The 19,451-nt window shown below is 63.5% G+C and carries 19 protein-coding genes; 10 read left to right on the top strand and 9 right to left on the bottom strand.

Annotated elements, in window-relative coordinates; all coding sequences use genetic code 11:
• The first annotated feature begins 11 nt into the window (after positions 1–11).
• The 6 genes from ACGLHS_RS28710 to ACGLHS_RS28685 all read left to right on the top strand — a co-directional run bounded on the left by ACGLHS_RS28710 (position 12) and on the right by ACGLHS_RS28685 (position 8,379).
• Entirely contained in the window at positions 12–1,292 is a 1,281-nt protein-coding gene (locus ACGLHS_RS28710; RefSeq protein ID WP_394485241.1) for an L-fuconate dehydratase, read from the top strand.
• 35 nt (positions 1,293–1,327) lie between these two features.
• Complete coding sequence (locus ACGLHS_RS28705; protein ID WP_394485240.1) at positions 1,328–2,104, top strand: SDR family oxidoreductase; 777 nt, start codon at positions 1,328–1,330, stop codon at positions 2,102–2,104.
• 31 nt (positions 2,105–2,135) lie between these two features.
• Positions 2,136–2,465, top strand: coding sequence for an L-rhamnose mutarotase (locus ACGLHS_RS28700; RefSeq protein ID WP_394485239.1), 330 nt, complete (start codon positions 2,136–2,138; stop codon positions 2,463–2,465).
• 274 nt (positions 2,466–2,739) lie between these two features.
• Positions 2,740–7,317 (top strand): RHS repeat-associated core domain-containing protein, encoded by a 4,578-nt coding sequence (locus ACGLHS_RS28695; protein ID WP_394485238.1) that lies wholly within the window; start codon positions 2,740–2,742, stop codon positions 7,315–7,317.
• A 16-nt stretch (positions 7,318–7,333) separates the two neighbouring features.
• Complete coding sequence (locus ACGLHS_RS28690) at positions 7,334–7,705, top strand: hypothetical protein (protein ID WP_394485237.1); 372 nt, start codon at positions 7,334–7,336, stop codon at positions 7,703–7,705.
• Positions 7,706–7,887: 182 nt separating this feature from the next.
• Positions 7,888–8,379, top strand: a complete 492-nt coding sequence (locus ACGLHS_RS28685; protein ID WP_394485235.1) for a hypothetical protein — start codon at positions 7,888–7,890, stop codon at positions 8,377–8,379.
• A gap of 16 nt (positions 8,380–8,395) precedes the next feature.
• On the opposite strand, the gene ACGLHS_RS28680 is transcribed toward ACGLHS_RS28685, so the two are convergent.
• From ACGLHS_RS28680 to ACGLHS_RS28655, 6 genes are all read right to left on the bottom strand, one after another.
• A complete protein-coding gene (locus ACGLHS_RS28680) occupies positions 8,396–8,710 on the bottom strand; it encodes a hypothetical protein (protein ID WP_394485234.1) in 315 nt (104 codons plus the stop codon).
• 411 nt (positions 8,711–9,121) lie between these two features.
• Positions 9,122–9,427 (bottom strand): hypothetical protein, encoded by a 306-nt coding sequence (locus tag ACGLHS_RS28675; protein ID WP_394485233.1) that lies wholly within the window; start codon positions 9,425–9,427, stop codon positions 9,122–9,124.
• Positions 9,424–10,032: a hypothetical protein gene (locus ACGLHS_RS28670; RefSeq protein ID WP_394485232.1), complete on the bottom strand. Its 609-nt coding sequence runs from the start codon at positions 10,030–10,032 to the stop codon at positions 9,424–9,426. The genes ACGLHS_RS28675 and ACGLHS_RS28670 overlap by 4 nt, the downstream gene beginning before the upstream one ends.
• A gap of 88 nt (positions 10,033–10,120) precedes the next feature.
• On the bottom strand, positions 10,121–11,458 hold the full coding sequence (locus ACGLHS_RS28665; protein WP_394485231.1) for an MFS family transporter: 1,338 nt from the start codon (positions 11,456–11,458) through the stop codon (positions 10,121–10,123).
• Positions 11,459–11,589: 131 nt separating this feature from the next.
• Positions 11,590–12,747 (bottom strand): alpha-hydroxy acid oxidase, encoded by a 1,158-nt coding sequence (locus ACGLHS_RS28660; protein WP_093245706.1) that lies wholly within the window; start codon positions 12,745–12,747, stop codon positions 11,590–11,592.
• 138 nt (positions 12,748–12,885) lie between these two features.
• Positions 12,886–13,770, bottom strand: a complete 885-nt coding sequence (locus ACGLHS_RS28655) for a LysR substrate-binding domain-containing protein (protein WP_394485230.1) — start codon at positions 13,768–13,770, stop codon at positions 12,886–12,888.
• Between the two features lie 121 nt (positions 13,771–13,891).
• Between ACGLHS_RS28655 and ACGLHS_RS28650 the strand changes: the two genes are divergently transcribed.
• Positions 13,892–15,553, top strand: a complete 1,662-nt coding sequence (locus tag ACGLHS_RS28650; RefSeq protein WP_394485229.1) for an L-lactate permease — start codon at positions 13,892–13,894, stop codon at positions 15,551–15,553.
• Here ACGLHS_RS28650 and ACGLHS_RS28645 read toward each other — a convergent pair.
• Positions 15,531–16,160, bottom strand: coding sequence for a TetR/AcrR family transcriptional regulator (locus ACGLHS_RS28645; protein ID WP_394485228.1), 630 nt, complete (start codon positions 16,158–16,160; stop codon positions 15,531–15,533). The genes ACGLHS_RS28650 and ACGLHS_RS28645 overlap by 23 nt on opposite strands.
• 102 nt (positions 16,161–16,262) lie before the next feature.
• Between ACGLHS_RS28645 and ACGLHS_RS28640 the strand changes: the two genes are divergently transcribed.
• Both ACGLHS_RS28640 and cynS read left to right on the top strand, forming a co-directional pair.
• Positions 16,263–16,685, top strand: a complete 423-nt coding sequence (locus ACGLHS_RS28640) for a DUF1348 family protein (RefSeq protein ID WP_394485227.1) — start codon at positions 16,263–16,265, stop codon at positions 16,683–16,685.
• A gap of 186 nt (positions 16,686–16,871) precedes the next feature.
• Positions 16,872–17,315, top strand: a complete 444-nt coding sequence (cynS, locus tag ACGLHS_RS28635; protein ID WP_093245693.1) for a cyanase — start codon at positions 16,872–16,874, stop codon at positions 17,313–17,315.
• A gap of 46 nt (positions 17,316–17,361) precedes the next feature.
• Here the strand turns inward: cynS and ACGLHS_RS28630 are convergent, their stop codons facing one another.
• Positions 17,362–18,114, bottom strand: coding sequence for an SDR family oxidoreductase (locus ACGLHS_RS28630; protein WP_394485226.1), 753 nt, complete (start codon positions 18,112–18,114; stop codon positions 17,362–17,364).
• Positions 18,115–18,354: 240 nt separating this feature from the next.
• On the opposite strand from ACGLHS_RS28630, the gene ACGLHS_RS28625 reads away from it, so the two are divergent.
• Positions 18,355–19,050: a class I SAM-dependent methyltransferase gene (locus ACGLHS_RS28625; RefSeq protein ID WP_394485224.1), complete on the top strand. Its 696-nt coding sequence runs from the start codon at positions 18,355–18,357 to the stop codon at positions 19,048–19,050.
• Between the two features lie 57 nt (positions 19,051–19,107).
• On the opposite strand, the gene ACGLHS_RS28620 is transcribed toward ACGLHS_RS28625, so the two are convergent.
• On the bottom strand, positions 19,108–19,443 hold the full coding sequence (locus ACGLHS_RS28620) for a DUF1161 domain-containing protein (protein WP_394485223.1): 336 nt from the start codon (positions 19,441–19,443) through the stop codon (positions 19,108–19,110).
• Between the last annotated feature and the right edge of the window lie 8 nt (positions 19,444–19,451).

The raw sequence follows: 19,451 nt of genomic DNA, 5'->3' as shown, positions 1-19,451 counted from the left end.
CGGAAGACCTCATGACCATCGTTCGATCGATGCGCGTCCTCGACGTGCGCTTTCCCACCTCGCAGCAGCTCGACGGCTCCGACGCGATGAACCCCGACCCGGATTACTCCGCGGCGTATGTCGTGCTCGAAACCGACCAGCCCGGCCTCGAAGGCCACGGCCTGACCTTCACCATCGGCCGCGGCAACGAGATCTGCTGCGCGGCCATCGAGGCCATGCGCCATCTGGTCGTGGGGCTCGATCTGCAATGGGTGGCGCAGGACATGGGGCGCTTCTGGCGACACATCACCTCCGACAGCCAGTTGCGATGGATCGGCCCCGACAAGGGCGCGATCCACCTGGCGACCGGTGCGGTCGTCAATGCGATGTGGGACCTGTGGGCCAAGTCCGAAGGCAAGCCCGTGTGGCAACTGGTGGCCGACATGAGCCCCGAGGCGCTGGTGCGCTGCATCGACTTTCGCTACATCACCGACTGCATCACGCCCGAAGAAGCGCTCGCGTTGCTGCGCGATGCGGCTGTTGGCAAGGCCGAACGCGTTGCCACGCTGCAGGCCGAGGGCTACCCCTGTTACACCACCTCGGCTGGCTGGCTCGGCTACTCCGACGAGAAGCTGCGGCGGCTGGCGCAAGAGGCCGTCGACGCGGGCTTCAACCACATCAAGCTCAAGGTGGGCCGCGACCTGCAGGACGACATTCGCCGCCTGACCGCGGCGCGCGAAGTGCTCGGGCCCGATCGCCATCTGATGATCGACGCCAACCAGGTCTGGGAGGTCGACCAGGCCATCGACTGGGTGCGCCAACTGGCCTTTGCCAAGCCCTGGTTCATCGAAGAGCCGACCAGCCCCGACGACGTGGAAGGCCACCGCAAGATCCGCGAAGGCATTGCGCCCGTGGTGAAGGTGGCCACCGGCGAGATGTGCCAGAACCGCATCATGTTCAAGCAGTTCATCATGCGCGGCGCCATCGATGTGGTGCAGATCGACGCGTGCCGGCTCGGTGGCGTGAACGAGATCCTGGCGGTGATGCTCATGGCCGCGAAGTACAAGCTGCCCGTGTGCCCGCATGCCGGCGGCGTGGGCCTGTGCGAGTACGTGCAGCACCTGTCGATGATCGATTACCTCTGTATATCGGGCAAGCGCGAGGGCCGGGTGATCGAGTACGTCGACCACCTGCATGAACACTTCGTCGAGCCCTGCGAGATTCGCGGCGCGGCGTACATGCCGCCGAAGGGCGCGGGCTTCTCCATCACCATGAAACCCGAATCGCTCGAACGCTACCGCTTTCGCGGATGAACGGAACAGAAGAAAAGCAAAGGCACTGCACAACCATGGACCTGCATCTGAAAGACAAGGTGGTGATCGTGACCGGCGGCGGCAGCGGCATCGGCGCGGCCATCTCGCTCACGCTGGCGCGCGAAGGGGCGGTGCCGGTGATCTTCGGCAAGAACCCGCTTGATGCGCCTTTTGAAGAAGAGCTGCGCGCACTGCAGCCGCGCGCGTTGTTCATCCAGTTCGAGCTGATGGAGGAAGCCGCTTGCGCCAAGGCCATCGAAAGCACTGTCGCCGAGTTCGGCCGCATCGACGGGCTCGTCAACAACGCCGGCGTGAACGACAGCGTGGGCCTCGAAGCCGGGCGCGAGGCTTTCGTTGCGTCGCTCGAACGCAACCTCGTGCATTGCTATGTGATGGCGCATTTCTGCCTGCGGCACCTGAAGGCCAGCAAGGGCGCCATCGTCAACATCTCGTCGAAGACCGCGGTGACGGGGCAGGGCAACACCAGCGGCTACACGGCGGCCAAGGGCGCGCAGCTGTCGCTGACGCGCGAGTGGGCCGCGTCGCTGCTGGAGGATGGCGTGCGCGTCAACGCGGTGATTCCGGCCGAGGTGATGACGCCGCTGTACCAGCGCTGGATCTCGGCTTTCGACGAACCCGACCGCAAGCTCGCGACCATCACCGACAAGATTCCGCTGGGGCGGCGGATGACGACGCCGCAGGAGATTGCGAATACGGTCGTGTTTCTGCTGTCGGAGCAGGCCTCGCATACGACGGGGCAGTGGGTGTTTGTCGATGGCGGGTATACGCATCTGGATCGGGCGTTGACCTGATCTTTTTTCCACCGGAACGAACGAGCTGCCCATGCGCCACTGCCTTGCCCTGGACCTGAAGGATGATCCGAAGCTGATTGCGGAATACGAGGCGTATCACCGCAGCATCTGGCCCGAAGTGCGCGCGCATCTGCATGCGCATGGGGTGACGGGTATGGAGATCTATCGGCTTGGCACGCGAATGGTGATGCTGATGGAGACGGATGACGCGCGGTATGACGCTGAGGCGATGGCGCTTGCGTCACAGGGCGATCCGAAGATCCGGGAGTGGGAAGAGTTGATGTGGAAGTTTCAGGCGCCTACGCCCTGGACGCCTGAAGGGGAGAAGTGGGCGGGGATGGGGCGGATATTTGAGTTGTAGGTGTTGGTGGTTTTGATGGCCGGCTCATGGCTGGCTGTGAGCGCTTGTCTGCATGAAAAGCAGAGCTTGGCTCGGTCGAGTCTCGTCTCGACAACGAACGCGCGGATGGACCGCGTACTTCCCTACTCAGCTGCTCGCTGAAGTCTCTCTCGTCATCGATCTGGCGTTGTCTGCCTGCGGGCTTTCGGCTAACCTGAAACAACTTGTACGGAGTGCGCTGCTTGGCAGTGCGCGTCACCTGAGGGGGTGATGACCGTTCAAAAACATACTGACCATGCACACCTGCGAGCGGGTTGTCATCCATGTTCAGACAAGCAAACGAGAAAGCATGAGGGAGAGTGCGATGTGGGACTCAATGGGGATGGGGGAAATACGGCGAGGCATCGCAGAAACGCCGCTTGTTGTGTCCACTTTCAGGAGGCGCATGGCGAAGGCCTTACGTCTAATTGCGTGCTTTTTTGCACTGCAATTTTCCGGCACTTCTTTTGCAGTCACCCCTGTTGGGGCGTCGTTCACTTTCCATGACCCGTACGACAATTTGATCTTTGCTACGCCCGACGCTGCCTGTGCGAAGGCTATGAGTTATGGGGAGGGCATCAGTTTTGCCCCCGAAGGCGGGGCCTGGCCTGACTGGGCTGCTCTGTGGAAGTATGGATACGGTCCCAGCTGGACTGGTACCTGGAATTGTGTGCTGACCTATGCGGGTGGTCGCAGCCCCATGTCGGTGCTCATCTATGCAAATCCAGGTCCGGTTACCTGTCCCGCGAACAGTACGGTCACCGGTACCGCGTCTTTGGGTTGCGCTTGCACGCCACCTAATGTTGAAGACAGTACGCACACCTTTTGCACCGTCCCTGCACCGGAGCCGTCGTCATGCCGCATAGATGGGCTGAGTACGGCGACCCCGATTCTTCCGGCAACGTCAGAAAAGTACCGTTCCGAAACCGATTGGTCCGATTCTGGGCCGTCACCGTTGTCGTTCACCCGCACTTATCGAAGCAACTGGACCTACGACACCACCCGTACCGGCAACCCACTCGGTCAAGCCTGGTCGCACAACCACAGCACCCGCCTGTCAGCTACTCCCGCCACGGCTCCGTTGGGGGTGGCCATCACCACTGCCGAAGGCTACGTACGAACTTTCGGGAGGCTGGCCGGTGCTACCACTTGGAGCGCCAGCAACAGCGCCGACACCTTGGTGCAGCAGTCCTCCGGAAGCTGGACTTACCATCGCGCCGACGACGACACCACGCTTAGCTTCGATGGCTCCGGCAAGCTTCAGACCGAAGCCAACCGCAACGGCTGGGCTATCGCCTACACATACAACGGCTCCGGCCAACTGACCTCCGTCACGAACGGTTTTGGCCGCACCCTCACGCTCGCGTATAACGGCGCAGGCCAACTGACCACCGTCACAACCCCAGATGGGCGCGTCATCGCCTATGGCTACGACGGCACCGGACGCCTGTCCTCAGTCCTGTATCCCGACGGCAAGGCCCGCAGCTTCGTCTACGAGAATGCTTCGTTCCCCCAAGGGCTGACCGGCATCTTCGATGAAGCCGGCGCTCGCTGGGGCACCTTCGCGTATGACAGCACAGGTCGCGCGATCAGCACCCAACTCGCAGGCTCCGTGAACAGCTATCAGGTCAGCTATCCATCGGCGAGTGCCGCCACGGTAGTTGATCCGTTGGGCACGAGCCGCAACTACACCTACGGCACTATGTTGGGCAAACTGGCCGTCACCAAAGGCTCGTTGCCCTCGGGCGATGGAAAGAGCGATTCCTTCAGCCGCGTTCAGGACGCCAACGGTCTGATCACCTCGGATATGGATTTCAAGGGGGCGGTCACCACAACGACATGGGACACCACCCGTCGCCTGCCCACGACCGTGGTCTATGCCTCTGGCACACCCGATGCACGAACGGTGACCACTCAGTGGCATGCGACCTTTGCGTTGCCCGTGCTCGTCACTGAAGCAGGTCGCACGACCGCCTACACCTACGACACGCTAGGCAACACGCTGTCGAAGACCGTCACGGACACAGCCACCAACAAGACCCAGCTCTGGCAGTGGACCTACACCCCCCAAGGCTTGGTGAACACGCAGACAGAGCCCAACGGTGCAGTCACCAGCTACACCTATGACCTCCTCGGCAACGTCCTGACGTCCACCAATGCTCTGGGTCACGTCACCAGCTACACCTACGACAGTGCCAACCGCGTCGTCAGCACCACCGCCCCCAATGGCCTCGTGACGGGCTACACCTACGATGCCCGCGACCGCCTGCTAACCCAGACCGTCGGCGGCCAGACCACCACGCTGACCTACAAGCCCTACGGCACCGTCGAGACGATCACGCTGCCCACCGGCCTCGTCCTGACCTACACCTACGACGCCGCGCACCGCTTGACCGGCTGGAGCAACAACCGGGGCGAGAGCGGCTCCTACACCCTTGACGGCATGGGCAACCGCACTGCCGAGCAGATCAAGGACGGCGCCGGCAACGTCGCGTGGAACACCGCCCGCACCATCAACAACATCAACCGCCTGAGCGCCAAGACCGAAGGCCCGAATCAGACCAGTGCCTTCGGCTACGACGCGAACGGTGAACTGATCACCGCAACCAACGGCCTGAGCCAGAGCACCAACTACGGGCTGGACAATCTGCGCCGCGTCAAGGCCGTGACCGATGCAACCAACGCAACGGCCACGCTGAAATACAACGCCCTGGACGCCGTCACCGAAGCCAAGGACTTCAAGGGCGTAGCTACCGCCTACACCCGGGACGCTCAAGGCAACGCCACCACCGAAGCCAGCGCCGACGTGGGCAGCGCCAGCACCCAGTACGACAACCTGGGCCTGCCCAGCCAGATCACCGACGCCCTGGGCCAAGCGACAACGATCACCCGCGATGCACTGGGCCGCCCCACAAGCCTCGTCTTCGCCGACGGCAAGACCACCACGCTGCGCTACGACCTCACAGCCAACAGCAAGGGCTATCTGTCCGAGATCGTGGACCGCAGCGGCACGACCGAGTACACCCGCGATGCCTTCGGCCGCGTCACCCTCAAGAAGCAGACCCTGATCAACGGCAGCGTGCAGCAGGTCAGCTACGGCTACAACGCCAACGGCACGCTGGCGAGCATCGGCTACCCCAACGGCGCCACGCTCACCCACCTCTACGACGCCACCGGCCGCCTTGCGGGCCTGAACTGGAACGGCAACCCCCTCGTCACCGGCGTCGCCTGGAACCCGCTGGGCCAGCCCGCCGCCTGGACCTGGGCCTTCGCGAACCCCGCTGTGGCCGCCAGCCGGGTCTATGACACCGCAGGCCGGCTGACCACCACCGAATTCAGCAGCTACGTCTACGACGCCGCAGGCCGAATCACGAGCCTGACGCAGAACCTGTACCAGCCCGGCGACACCGACCCCGCGCACAACACTATCTCGCTGGCGCCGCAGACATGGAGCGTGGGCTACAACAACGTCGGGCGCATCACCAGCTTCAATGCCACGGGCAACACCGCAGGCTTCGGCTACGACACCAACGGCAACCGAAACAGCAGCACCCGGGCCGTCAATGGTGTGAGCACCAGCCGCACCTACACAGTGGGCGCTGCGAGCAACCAACTGACGGGCTTCACCCAGAGCATCAACGGCGCGAGCAACACCAGCGTCACCTACGGCTACAACGCCAACGGCGACCTCGTGAGCGATGGGCTGCGCAGCTACACCTACGACGCAGAGGGGCGCCTCGGTGCATCGACCACCGGCGCCACCGACGCCAGCCCGACCACGCGCTACGCGCACAACGCGCTGGGGCAACGGGTGTTCAAGACCGAGCCGCTGTATCCGCCGAGCCAGGGCAATGCAGCTGATCCGGGGTTCATGCAGAGCCTGATTGCGTTCTTCACGAAGCTGTGGAGCCCGGCCAACAACCAGGCCGAGCAACTGGGCTATGCGTATGTCTACAACGAGCAGGGCACGTTGATCGCGGAGGTGGGCAGCGGGGGTACGAACAGTGCGGGGCAGAGCCAGTACATCTACCTGCCGACAGCCAACGGACCGATGCCGATTGCGGCCATCGTTAACGGCAGCACGTTCGCTGTACACAGCGATCACCTGAACACGCCGCGCAAGCTCACGAATGCGGATGGTCAAGCGGTCTGGCAGTGGAGTTACAGCGCGTTCGGGGAAGACAAGCCGACGCTGGGGAGGAACCGCTTCGCCAATCCGGAGGCGACACCGAACCCGGGCAGCACGAACCTCTCGGAGGTGAAGTTCAACCTGAGGTATCCGGGGCAGTATGCGGATGAGGAGTCGGGGCTGTTCTACAACGGGTTCAGAACCTACAGCCCCACCACTGGCCGCTACACGCAGGGCGACCCCATTGGGCTCGATGGGGGCTGGAACAGGTTCGGGTACGTCGGAGGGAATCCACTGACCTACAGCGATCCGAAAGGGCTCTACGGATGCAGACCGGTTGCTGGGGGATTGGCAATGGAGTGCGAGACTGGACCTTCGCCTTTGGTCGATCCTGACTACCCGGGGGAGGATCGTCCACTCATTCCGATGCCAAGCATCCCGATGCCTTCGCTGCCCGATGCTGGGCTGCCCGGAATGCTGATGAACGGCTGCAAGGCAATCGTTACGTCAGCAAGCGACCTCATCATGCAGATGGCAAAGGGCGGTAAACAAAACGTCAGGGATACCGGCCTGGTTGGTGTGACAGATGACGAAATTAAAAGTCGCCTGAAAGATCCAAATACCCCTTCAGATCAAAGGAAGCGTCTGGAAAAAGAGCAAAAGGGAAGAGGCGAGCGCAACAAGCGAAAAGACGGAAGAAACTGAGATAGGAATCAACTCTATGTGGTACGCAGCACACGCAATTTTTTATTTCGAAATGATCGACTCGGCGCAGGATTCTTACTTGCTACACGAGAACGTCTATATCGTTAGTGCTCCCTCAGATGTGGATGCGAGGGTGATGGCAGAAAGGGTGGCAAGAAGCAATGAGGACCTCAGCGGCGACGGTCACTTGGAGGTGAACGAGCGGAAGGCAAAGTACGTCTTTGCGGGGATAAGGAAAGTCGTATCGGCGCAGATGATTCCTGGCCCAGACGATGCACCTCTCTCCACAGGCCGAGAGATAACTTACTCAATTCTCGAAGTGAACAACATCGATGAGATCAATTCATTGGTTGCAGGGGAGATGGTCGATGTTCTGTATCGAGAGTAAGGAAGGGGTGATCGACTTCGTGATCGCTATCGCCTCATACTCTTCGCTGGGCCTTGTTCATCACCGTCCGAACAGCTCCTGAACAATCGACGGCCCGAGTAGCCCCGTCAGGAACGGATAGCGCTCGACCAGTTTTCTGCCTTGCGCAACTACATCTGCCGGGGGCGGTGCAGGAACCAACCATGAAACCAGATCTTTCAAAAACGTCCGAATGGAGCAAGTACTTTGCCAATGCGGGTGCGCTTGATCCCGATGTTCGATCCGTCGAGAAACTTCATGCGGAAGCACGAACCTACCTTGAGTACTACGACTGGTGCGAGACGATCACCGAAGAGTACGTAGGGATGGTTTATCCGGGGATCGTTGGCGTCTTCCTGTTCAGGTTCGTGCCGACTCGGAACGGTGTGGATGAGTGGGTCTGGGTCATCACCGGAGATCTTCCGCCTGCATACATCACATGCGAAGACAGTCCAAACCCAGCCACAGCGCTGGACGCATATATCGGCGCGATGCTGGAGTGGGTCAAGGCCGCCGATGAAGGTGCTCCTACAGATCAACTCATTCCGGTGAATGTGGTGCCGTCGAAAATTAATGCCACTCGCCTCAAGACGCGACTTGATTTTTTGGACGAGAGGATCCTGCCGGGCTATGCCGAGGACCTGAAGTCGTCCTAAACAGAACAGTTGCGCTTCACAGCGCGCACCCTTTGCCCAAACCAACGCGCAACGCTTGAATCGTGGCGTCGGCTATTTCGATGCGACGCTGCAGTTCCTCATTGACCAGCCGCACCAGCGCCCCGAGTTCAGTGCGCGTCGGGCAGACCTCTTCAGTGTCGTTCACGTGTTGCGGAGCGATGAGCTTTTCGAGGCACGCGTATGCCCGCCGCACAACGTGAAGGCTGTCGATGTCATCGCATGCCTGCAGCGCGAGCGATTCGGCGCTGGTGGCTTCAGAAGATTCGGAAAGCGAGGGGGTGTGTGCGGACGCGCGAGCGGCTTTGGTCATGAATGACCTCCAAGGGTTTCGGTTTGCTGAAACCGCCGCACCCAACGCCAATTGAGGGCGGCAGCTCGACGGGTTGGCGTACCGGGAAACCACTTGCGTGAAACCGGCCGGGCTCGCGCCCGCCCATCGAGCCGCCAAAAAAATGGAGGCACGAACGACAAAGCCGCAGACACCTGCGGGGTGGCTGCGGCTTGCGTCGCAGTGATTTCAGCGGGACGCCAATCCCGATCACGCTTTGGCGTGACCGGCGCAGTATAGCCATGCAGATGCCTGCGCTTCAAGCGGGCATGAGCTTCGCCTTCAATGATCGTGATGCAAGTAACTCGCCTGCCGCGGTAGCCGCAAGGTCACCAGGAACACATCGCGATCATTTTTTATGCGCTGCAAATGCGAGCATCTTCGCGTTGCGAGTCAAAGCCCGTAGATCAAAACAGTGACCCAGAAGGCAATCCAGAGCGCGGCAATTCCAAGCAAGATTGCCACAGTCAGATAGGTGGCGAGATACGCAAAGCGCACGGCGATGCTGGAGGTGCTCGGCACACAACGCCAATAGATCAGCCCCAACCAAAGAACGAGCGCACCTGCCACGATCGAAACCGAAAGGCCGGAGGTCGTCAGTATCTGGTGTCGCTCCAGACCGGTGAAGAGCAGATTGAGAACCGGAATGAAGACCGCCCACGCCAGCAGGTTCAGAACCAGACGCAAGCGAACGCTCATCGAATGGCCTCGCCCTTGAAGAAGTGGCCGGGCATCGGGCTCTCCCATCCCGGCGCCTGGAATCCGGGCGCCGAGATCGTCGGAACATGGCCCATCACACTCTGCAGTAATCCGGCAACGTACGAGCCGCTGTTGTATTCGCCAGCACGCATTCGTGATCCACGAATGTTCTGGGGCAGGGCGTACGGTGCGACGTAGCTCACGAACTTCTGCGAGTTGATGACGAGTCGGTGCGCAAACTCTTGCCGACTCATGCCTTGCGGTGGTTGCAGGGCAATCTTGACCACCGCGCCCCCAGGGAGCGCGTTGTCGTACCTGTTGGTCTTGATCAGAGCCATGTTGCGAATGCCCGCTTCCATGCCCGTTGGTTGACCATCGAGAACGATGATGCTGCTGTAGGCGTCGTCGATGACGATCGAGAAGTGCAAGCTTGGCGGGTCGGGCCAACTGATATAGCCGGGCAGATCGGCAGCAATCCGTCCGTACAGCGTGACGGTGGGCTCCGAGTGCTGCGCTTGTGATGCCGAAGGCGGGACCGCACTTGCCGGACCGGCGCGCATTCCTCTTGCAGCGCCCGGCTCGGTGGCGAGGTTTTGAACTGTCATGTGGACTCTCCCTGTTGGGCCGTTGTGGCCTCGTTGAAATCATAGGAAGAGCCGCCCCGTTTCTCTGGCCGGGCCGTGCCAGAAATCTTCAATGATCGTGATGCAAGTAACTCGCCTGCCTCGGCAACCGCAAGCTCACCAGGAACGCAATCACCATCATCCCGCTCACGTACCAGAAGAACACCGACTCATGCCCCAGTGACTTGAGCCCCAGCGCCACGTATTCCGCCGAGCCGCCGAAGATCGCATTGGCGACGGCGTACGCAAGGCCCACGCCCAGCGCGCGCACTTCGGGCGGGAACATCTCGGCCTTCACGATGCCGCTGATCGAGGTGTAGAAGCTCACGATCGCGAGCGCGACGATGATGAGTACGAAGGCCATCACCGGGCTGGTCGTGTACTGCAGCGCCGTCAAGATCGGCACGGTGGTGAGGGCGCCGAGCCCGCCGAACAGCAGCATGTTGTTGCGTCGTCCGATGCGGTCCGACAGCGCGCCGAAGGCCGGTTGCATGCACATGTAGACGAACAGCGCGCCGGTCATCACGTAGCTGGCGGTCTTGATCGGCAGGTGCACGGTGTTCACCAGGTACTTCTGCATGTAGGTGGTGAAGGTATAGAAGATGAGCGAGCCGCCGGCGGTGTAGCCGAGCACCGTCAGAAAGGCGGGCGTGTGGTGCTTGAAGAGGCCGGCCATGCTGCCGGCTTCCTTGTTGGCCTTGGCTTCGGCGCTTTGGGTTTCATGCAGCGTGCGGCGCAGCAGCAGCGCGACCACGGCGGCGATGGCGCCGATCACGAAGGGAATGCGCCAGCCCCAGGCCTTGAGTTCGGCCTCGGTGAGCAGCTGTTCGAGCGCCACGATGACGAGCACCGCGAGCAGTTGTCCGCCGATGAGCGTGACGTACTGGAACGACGAGAAGAAGCCGCGTTGCCCCCTCAGTGCCACCTCGCTCATGTAGGTGGCGGTGGTGCCGTATTCGCCACCGACCGACAGGCCCTGGAAGAGCCGGCACACGAGCAGCAGGAAGGGCGCCCACGCACCGATCTGCGCGTAGGTCGGCAGGCAGGCGATGACGAGGGAGCCGCCGCACATCATGGTGACGGAGATCAGCATCGAGGTCTTGCGCCCGAGCCGGTCGGCCACGCGGCCGAAGAGCCAGCCGCCGATGGGGCGCATGAGGAAGCCGGCCGCGAAGACACCTGCGGTGTTGAGCAACTGTGCGGTGGGGTCCGACTTGGGAAAGAACGCCGGCGCGAAGTACAGCGCCGAGAAGGCATACACGTAGAAGTCGAACCACTCGACCAGGTTGCCTGAAGAGGCGGCCATGATCGCGAAGACACGGTGGCGCTTTTCTTCGGCCGTGTAGTGCGGTGGGGACGAAGAAGAGGAAGCCGTCGGGCCTCCATGGGTAGGCGTGACTGCGCTCATGGTGCCTTTGCCGCCGTGCAGGCGATGTTGTTGTTGCCAAAACATTCTGCGCCTGCATGTGGCCGCGCCGTGTCAGCCGGCGCCGCATCAGCCTACCCCCGAAGGGGCCTTGTCCGCCTGTGCCCGTTGGCTTAGAAGGTGCCCGGCAGCAGAATGCTCGAATCGACGTTGTCGATGTTCGTGTGGCCGCAGAAGGCCATCGTGATATCGAGCTCTTTGTGGATGAGCTGCAGCGCGCGCGTCACGCCTTCTTGCCCGTAAGCGCCCAGGCCGTAGAGAAAGCTGCGGCCGATCAGGGTGCCGCGGGCGCCCAGCGCGCGGGCCTTGAGCACGTCTTGCCCGCTGCGGATGCCGCCGTCCATCCACACTTCGATCTCGCTGCCGACGGCTTCGGCGATGGCGGGTAGCGCCGCGATGGAAGAGGGCGCGCCGTCGAGCTGGCGGCCGCCGTGGTTGGACACGATGAGCGCATCGGCGCCGCTGGACGCGGCCAGGCGCGCGTCTTCCACGTCCATGATGCCCTTCAGGATGAGCTTGCCGCCCCAGAGCTTCTTGATCCATTCCACGTCGGCCCAGCTCAGGGCCGGGTCGAACTGCTCGGCGGTCCACGACGACAGCGACGACAGGTCTTTCACGCCCTTGGCATGGCCCGCGATGTTGCCGAAGGTGCGGCGCTTGGTGCCCAGCATGCCCATGCACCAGCGCGGCTTGGTCGCCAGGTTGATGAGGTTCTTGAGGGTGGGCTTGGGCGGCGCGGTCAGGCCGTTCTTGATGTCCTTGTGGCGCTGGCCGAGGATCTGCAGGTCGAGCGTGAGCTGCAATGCCGTCACGTTGGCGGCCTTGGCGCGTTCGATCAGGCGCTCGATGAAGTCGCGGTCCTTCATCACGTAGAGCTGGAACCAGAAGGGGTGGCGGTCGGTGTTCTCGGCGATGTCTTCGAGCGAGCAGATGCTCATGGTCGAGAGCGTGAACGGAATGCCGAAGGCTTTTGCCGCGCGCGCGCCGAGGATCTCGCCGTCGGCGTGCTGCATGCCGGTCAGGCCTGTGGGCGCGATGGCCACGGGCATGGCCGTTTGCTGGCCGACCATGGTGGTGCGGGTGGTGCGGCCTTCCATGTTCACGGCCACGCGCTGGCGCAGCTTGATCTTCTGGAAGTCGCTCTCGTTGGCGCGGTAGGTGCCCTCGGTCCAGGCGCCGGAGTCGGCGTAGTCGTAGAACATCTTCGGCACACGCCGCTTGGCGATCACCCGCAGGTCTTCGATGCTGGTGATCTTGGAAAGGTCGGACACGGGGAGTCTCCTTGGTTGTCTTTGTGGGCCGGCAGGGGGCAACCGGCCATTATCCGCAGGCACTTCGGGGCGGTATCTGAAAAGACCTGCACCTGCATCTGAAAAAAATTCAGGCCGGGGGCGTGTGCGGCGCCTGGCTCAGTCGCGCAGGGCCTGCCGCAGCCATTCGACAAAAGTAGCGCACTCCCAGCGCTCCATCGCACCCGGCCGCCAGCACAGGAAGTAGGCGTTGGGCGACGGCACGCTGCGCGGAGACAACCGCACCAGCCGGCCGTTGTCCAGCCACGCGCTGCCCAGCCGCAGGTGCATCAGCACCACGCCGAAGTCTTCGGCGGCCGCGTCGAGCGCCAGCCCCAGGTCGTTGAACTGGTGGCCGGTGGCCGGCTCGGGCAGGCCGAGCCCGCAGGCCTTGAACCAGGTGCGCCAGGCTTCGAGCGGCGTGCGCAGCAGCTGCGCGCGCGCCACCTCGGCGTCGGTGGCAAAGCCGTCGAAGGGGCCGTGCCGGTCGCGGTAGGCGGGGCTGCAGACCGGGGACACATCGTCGGCCAGCAGCTGAACGAACTCGCGGTCGTGAAAGGGGCCGGTGCCAAACCGCAGTTCGAGGTCGGCCTCTTCCACGGTCATGTTGCGCACGGGCGTGGTCACCTGCAGCATCAGCTCGATGTTCGGATAGGCATCGCGAAAGCGGGCCAGCCGGGGCAGCAGCATCTGGCGCGAGAAGGTGGGCGTGACGGCCACGCGCAGCCGCCGCACCTGCGATTCGGGCTCGCGGCCGGGCACTTGCTGCAATGCCGCAATGGCCTCGCGCACGCGGGCCAGGTAGGCCATGCCGTCGGTGCTCAGGCTGAAATCGCTGCCGGTGAAGAACTTCAGCGCCAGCTGCGATTCGAGCTGGCGGATGCGGTGGCTGACCGCGCTGGGCGTCACGTTCAGCTCTTCGGCCGCCAGGTTCACGCTGCGCAGCCGAGCGACCGCCTCGAAGGCCTGCAGGCCCTGTGTCGAGGGGAGACGCGGAGAAACCATCTTCTGTTGGTGAAAGTAGCGGGTTAGGATGGTATCGAACGCTCTCGGTCGCTCGTGGCGGAATCCGGATTGCCTCGCGCTGCCGACTCAAAAAAAGATTCCAACGACGAGGAGACAGCGCATGGTCTGGCAACAGGTTTACAACCCGTTCGGCAACATGGTGGTATCGACGGCGCTGGCCGCGATACCGGTGGTGGTGATGCTGACGTGTCTGGGGCTCTTTCACGTCAAGGCCCATTACGCGGCAGGGCTGGGCCTTCTGAGCGCCATCGTCATCGCCGTGTTCGCCTTCGGCATGCCGGCCGACATGGCGGGCAAGGCGGCCTTTCTCGGGGGCATCACGGGGCTGCTGCCGATCGGCTGGATCGTGCTGAACATCATCTTTTTGCAGCAGCTCACGCAGCAGAACGGCAGCTTCCAGATATTGCAGGACTCCATTGCCGGCATCACCGAAGACCGGCGCCTGCAGTTGCTGCTGATCGCGTTTGCCTTCGGCGCCTTCTTCGAGGGCGCGGCCGGCTTCGGCACACCGGTGGCGGTGACGGCCACGATCCTGATCGGGCTGGGCTTTTCGCCGCTGGCGGCCTCGGGGCTCTCGCTCATCGCCAACACCGCGCCGGTGGCCTTCGGCGCGCTGGGCACGCCGGTGATCACGCTGGCAAAGGTACATGGCTACGACCTGATGGCGGTCACCGCGATGATCGGGCGGCAGTTGCCGTTCTTCTCGCTGCTGGTGCCGTTCTGGCTCATCTGGGCCTTTGCCGGGCGCAAGGGAATGATGGAAGTGTGGCCGGCCATCCTGGTGACGGGCGTGTCTTTCGCGATTCCGCAGTTCCTGGTGTCGAACTACATCGGGCCCGAACTGGTGGACATCATCGCGGCCATCGTCTCGATGGTGTGCCTGGTGCTGTTCATGCGCGTGTGGCGGCCGAAGACCATCTGGACCTCGGTCTCGCTCAAGGGCCACGCGACGGATGGCGGCGACGCCGGCCCGGCCACCGCGCCCACGAAGCACCCGACCGCCGCCGTCATTCGCGCCTGGACGCCGTGGCTCATCCTTACGGTGTTCGTGTTCATCTGGGGCCTGCCGCAGTTCAAGACCTGGCTGAACGGCATCTTTGCGCCCAACTTCCCGATCGACGGGCTGCACAACATGATCGAGAAGGTGGCGCCGGTGGTGCCCAAGCCGACGAAGGAGGGCGCGGTGTACCAGTTGCTGCTGCTCTCGGCCACGGGCACCGGCATTCTGGTGTCGGCCATCGTCGGCGGGCTGGTGATGAAGTACAACCCGATCCAACTCGTGGCCGCCTATGGCCGCACGCTGTGGCTGGTCAAGTTCTCGCTGCTCACGATCATGCTGATGCTTGCGCTCGGCACGCTCACGCGCTACTCGGGCCTGGACACCACGCTGGGCCTGGCCTTTGCCAACACCGGCATGTTCTACCCGTTCTTCGGCACGCTGATGGGCTGGCTGGGCGTGGCGCTCACGGGGTCGGACACCGCATCGAACGTGCTGTTCGGCGGCATGCAGAAGGTGGCGGCCGACCAGCTCGGCCTGAGCCCGAACCTGATGGGCGCGGCCAACAGCTCGGGCGGCGTGATGGGCAAGATGATCGATGCGCAGTCGATCGTGGTGGCCTCCACGGCCACGCGCTGGTTCAACCACGAGGGCGAGATCCTGCGCTACGTGTTCTTCCACTCGATCGCGCTGGCCTGTCTCGTGGGCCTGTATGTGACGCTGCAGGCCTACGTGTGGCCGTTCACGCTGATGGTCGTGAAGTGACGATGCTGGCGCCCAGCGCCTGAAGCAGCCGGCGCAGGTCGTCGACGGCTTCGCGTGCCAGCGCGGCATGGCCTGCATCACCTGCATGGCCCGCGCCCGTCTGCGCCTTGACGATGGCACCGTCGACGCCGAGTGCGGCGGCCTGTGCCAGCGCCATGCGTGCGGGTGCGTCGGCTGGCAGCAGGCCTGCGATGACCTCCACCATTTCGCGCTTGTGCGCGCGTGCGCGCTGTGCGGCACCTTCGACGCTGGCGCCGATCTCGGCCGTCGAGTTGATGAACGCGCAGCCGCGGAATGCCGGGTCGGCGAACCACTCGGCCATCACGTCGACCAGCAGCAGCAAGGCGCCTGCGTCGCCCGCGCGCTCGTGCGCGCCGCGGCGGCCCAGCGCATCGACGAACCATGCCATCCACACGCCGTGCCGGTGGTCGAGGAAGGCACGTACGAGGTCGTCCTTCGAGGGGAAGTGCCGGTAGAAGGTGACCTTGGTGACGCCCGAGGCGGCGATCACGCGGTCGATGCCGGTGGCGCGGATGCCGTCGGCATAGAAGAGGTCGTGCGCGGTGAGCAGGATGCGCTCGCGCGCGGGCAGGGCGGAGATGTCCATGCGGCGATTGTAGGCATGTAGACAGGTCTGTCTACTCGTGGCACATTGCGGGCCTTCACTGCCTCGCCAATTCACCACTTCATCTCTCGCAGAAAGACCGCCATGGAATCCCGCCCGCCGCTGCCGCCCTTTACCCTTGAATCCGCCACGAAGAAAGTCCAGGCCGCCGAAGACGCCTGGAACACGCGCGACCCGGTGCGCGTGAGCATGGCCTACACGCCCGATACCGAATGGCGCAACCGCGCGGACTTCGTCAACGGCCGCGAGCAGGTGGTGGCGTTTCTTGCGCGCAAGTGGGAGCGCGAGCACGACTACCGCTTGAAGAAGCAGTTGTGGGCCTTCATGGGCAACCGCATCGCGGTGCGCTTCGAGTACGAGTGGCACGACGCGGCGGGGCAGTGGTTTCGCAGCCATGGCAACGAGAACTGGGAGTTTGCGGAGAACGGGCTGATGCAGAAGCGCTTTGCGAGCATCAATGACCAGCCGATTGACGAGGCGGATCGCAAGTTTCGTTGGGAGCGCTGACCCGGTCTTGCTCCTTCCCCCTCTGGGGGAAGGCTGGGATGGGGGCAAGCGGCCTTCGCAAAGCCACTGTGCCCGGATGCGCCGTCAGCCCCCACCCCAGCCCTCCCCCAGAGGGGGAGGGAGCAAGACAACGGGCATGCCTGTTGCTTGCCCGTCTGCGTCCATTCATCTCAAGGAATCCGCCGCATGAACCGCAACGACATCACCGAAAAGATCATCACCGCGAAGGTGTCCAAGGGCATCCAGTGGGCCGACGTAGCCAAGAAGGTCGGCCTCTCGAAAGAGTGGACCACCGCCGCCTGCCTCGGCCAGATGACGCTCGACGCGAAGCAGGCCAAGGTCATCGGCAAGATCTTCGGCCTCACGCCGGAAGAGCAGAAGTGGCTGCAGGTCGTGCCCTACAAGGGCTCGCTGCCCACGCCGGTGCCGACCGATCCGCTCATCTACCGCTGGTACGAGGTAGTGAGCGTGTACGGCACCACCATCAAGGAGCTGATCCATGAAGAGTTCGGCGACGGCATCATGAGCGCCATCGACTTCAGCATGGACATCCAGCGCCAGCCCGACCCGAAGGGCGACCGCGTCAACGTGGTGCTGTCGGGCAAGTTCCTGCCCTACAAGAGCTACTGACGCGGCCGCCCGATTCAGGTGAGCCGGGCTCGGGCCAAGCGACCCATCACCACGCGTGCGCAGCCGGCCGCGGCCTTGCGGAAGGACGTCGCGTCATCCCCGCGATGCCGTAGCCCTCGATGGCTCCAGCGATCGAGCGCGCGACGGCCTCGGCAGGCTCCACGAGGCGCCGCCGCGTGTGCATGCGCTCCATGGTGTAGCTGGCCGCGATGCGCTCGGCCAGCGGGTCGCCGGCACCGGCCACGTCGGGGTTCACCAGCGTGACGTGCAGGCGCCCTTCGTGCTCTTGCCGCAGCCCTTCCGAGATCGCGTTCACTGCGTACTGCGTGCCGTGGTACACGGCCGAGTCCGCCGACAGGCCTTGCACAGCCACCGGCGCCACATTGACGATGTGGCCCCAGCCCTGTTCCTGCATCGTCGGCAGCACAGCCGCAATGCCGAGCAGCACGCCACGCAGGTTCACGTCGATCATGAGTTCCCACTCTTCGATCTTGCGGTTCCACAGCGGCGACAGCGGCATCACGCCCGCGGCGTTGACCAGCACGTCGATGTGGTCGTGCGTCTCGAGGGCGAACTCGGCGAAGGCTTCCATGTCGGGCCGGTGCGTGACGTCGAGCCGCTGAAAGCTCGCCGTGCCACCCGTGGCATTGATTTCGGCTGCGAGTGCTTCGAGCCGGTCGGTGCGCCGCGCACCGAGCACCACGCTGGCGCCGCGCCGCGCCAGCAGCCGCGCGGTGGCCTCGCCGATGCCGCTGCTCGCGCCGGTGATGAGGACGACTTTTTCTTGGATTGCGCTCATACAAAACTCCTCGTGCAGGTCGGTGAACCATGGCGCAATGGGCGCGCCGGGCATGGAGAGAAGTCTCGGGCCGAAGGGGCTTGGGGCGGTATCCGGATCGCACACGGTTCTTGCCTGATCCTGCGAAAAAGATCTTTCCTAACCTTTTGCAGCGACAGCCGTCCGGGCGTAATGAGAAAGACCGTAGCGGGGGTCGCCGCAGGAGTTCGTCGCTCTTGGCTAGCGGCATAAACTGCCCCGATGGCCCAACCCGACATCGATCCGAACGCCCATTTCAATGACCCTCTGTCGGTGTCTGCGTACGCCGACAAGACATGCAGGCTGGTCCCGGGCTGGTCCGACTTGCAGAAGATGGTGGCCTTGCTGGTCGCCGAGCGGGCACCGGCGAACGCGAATGTGCTGGTCGTCGGCGCAGGCGGCGGTGTCGAGCTGAAGGTCTTTGCGCAGATGCACGCGCAATGGCGTTTCGTCGGTGTCGATCCGGCGAAGTCGATGCTCGAGCTGGCAGAAGCAGAACTCGGCCCGCTGATTGCGCGCGCCGAACTTCACCACGGTTATGTCGACACCGCGCCGGAGGGGCCCTTCGATGCCGCGACCTGCCTGCTGACGATGCATTTCATTGCCATCGACGAACGCGGGCGCACGTTGAAGGAAATCCGGCGCCGCCTGAAGCCCGGAGCGCCGTTCGTCATGGCTCACATGAGTTTTCCGCAAGCGCCGGCGGAACGGGCGCTGTGGCTCTCGCGTTACGTTGCGTTCGCTGTCGCCTCGGGTGTCGATCCTGAAAGTGCGCGCAATGCGGCATCGGCGATCGGCTCGAAGCTGCCGCTGCTCGGCCCCGACGAAGAAGAGGCCATGCTCGTCGAGGCCGGCTTCACGGGCGCACAGCTGTTCTACGCGGGACTGGCATTCCGCGGTTGGGTGGCGTACGCCTGAACAGGGGAAAAGAGGGAGAGAGGGGCGAGGAGGCGTGCAGTGCCGCCACCTCGCTCGCTATTTCTTGCAGTCGCCGCCGACGGACACCGTGCCGTCCCTGCACTCGGTAAGGATCGGCTCGCCCGCCGGTTGCGGTGCGGCAGACGGCGCCGCGGTCGCCGGTCCTTGCCCGACATCGCGCTCGTACATCACCTTCCTGGTACCGAGTTCGCAACTGCCCACCACCTGCCCGTTCGCCGACGCGTTGGCATCGACGACGGTCACGGTGAAGCGCGTCACGCCGGCCGCGGCGATCTTCGCTTCGATCCGGGTGCGCAGGTCTTCGCAGTTCTCGGCACTGTGAGCGGCCGCGCCGGCGAGAGCCAGCGCGACAGCGATCAGCCAGGGTTTCATGAGGACCT

This window comes from Variovorax sp. VaC1, assembly GCF_043658315.1.
In the GTDB taxonomy this organism is placed as follows: Bacteria; Pseudomonadota; Gammaproteobacteria; order Burkholderiales; family Burkholderiaceae_C; genus Variovorax.
Note: the sequence above shows the minus strand (reverse complement) of the source record. Positions and strands in the feature narration are given on the sequence as shown.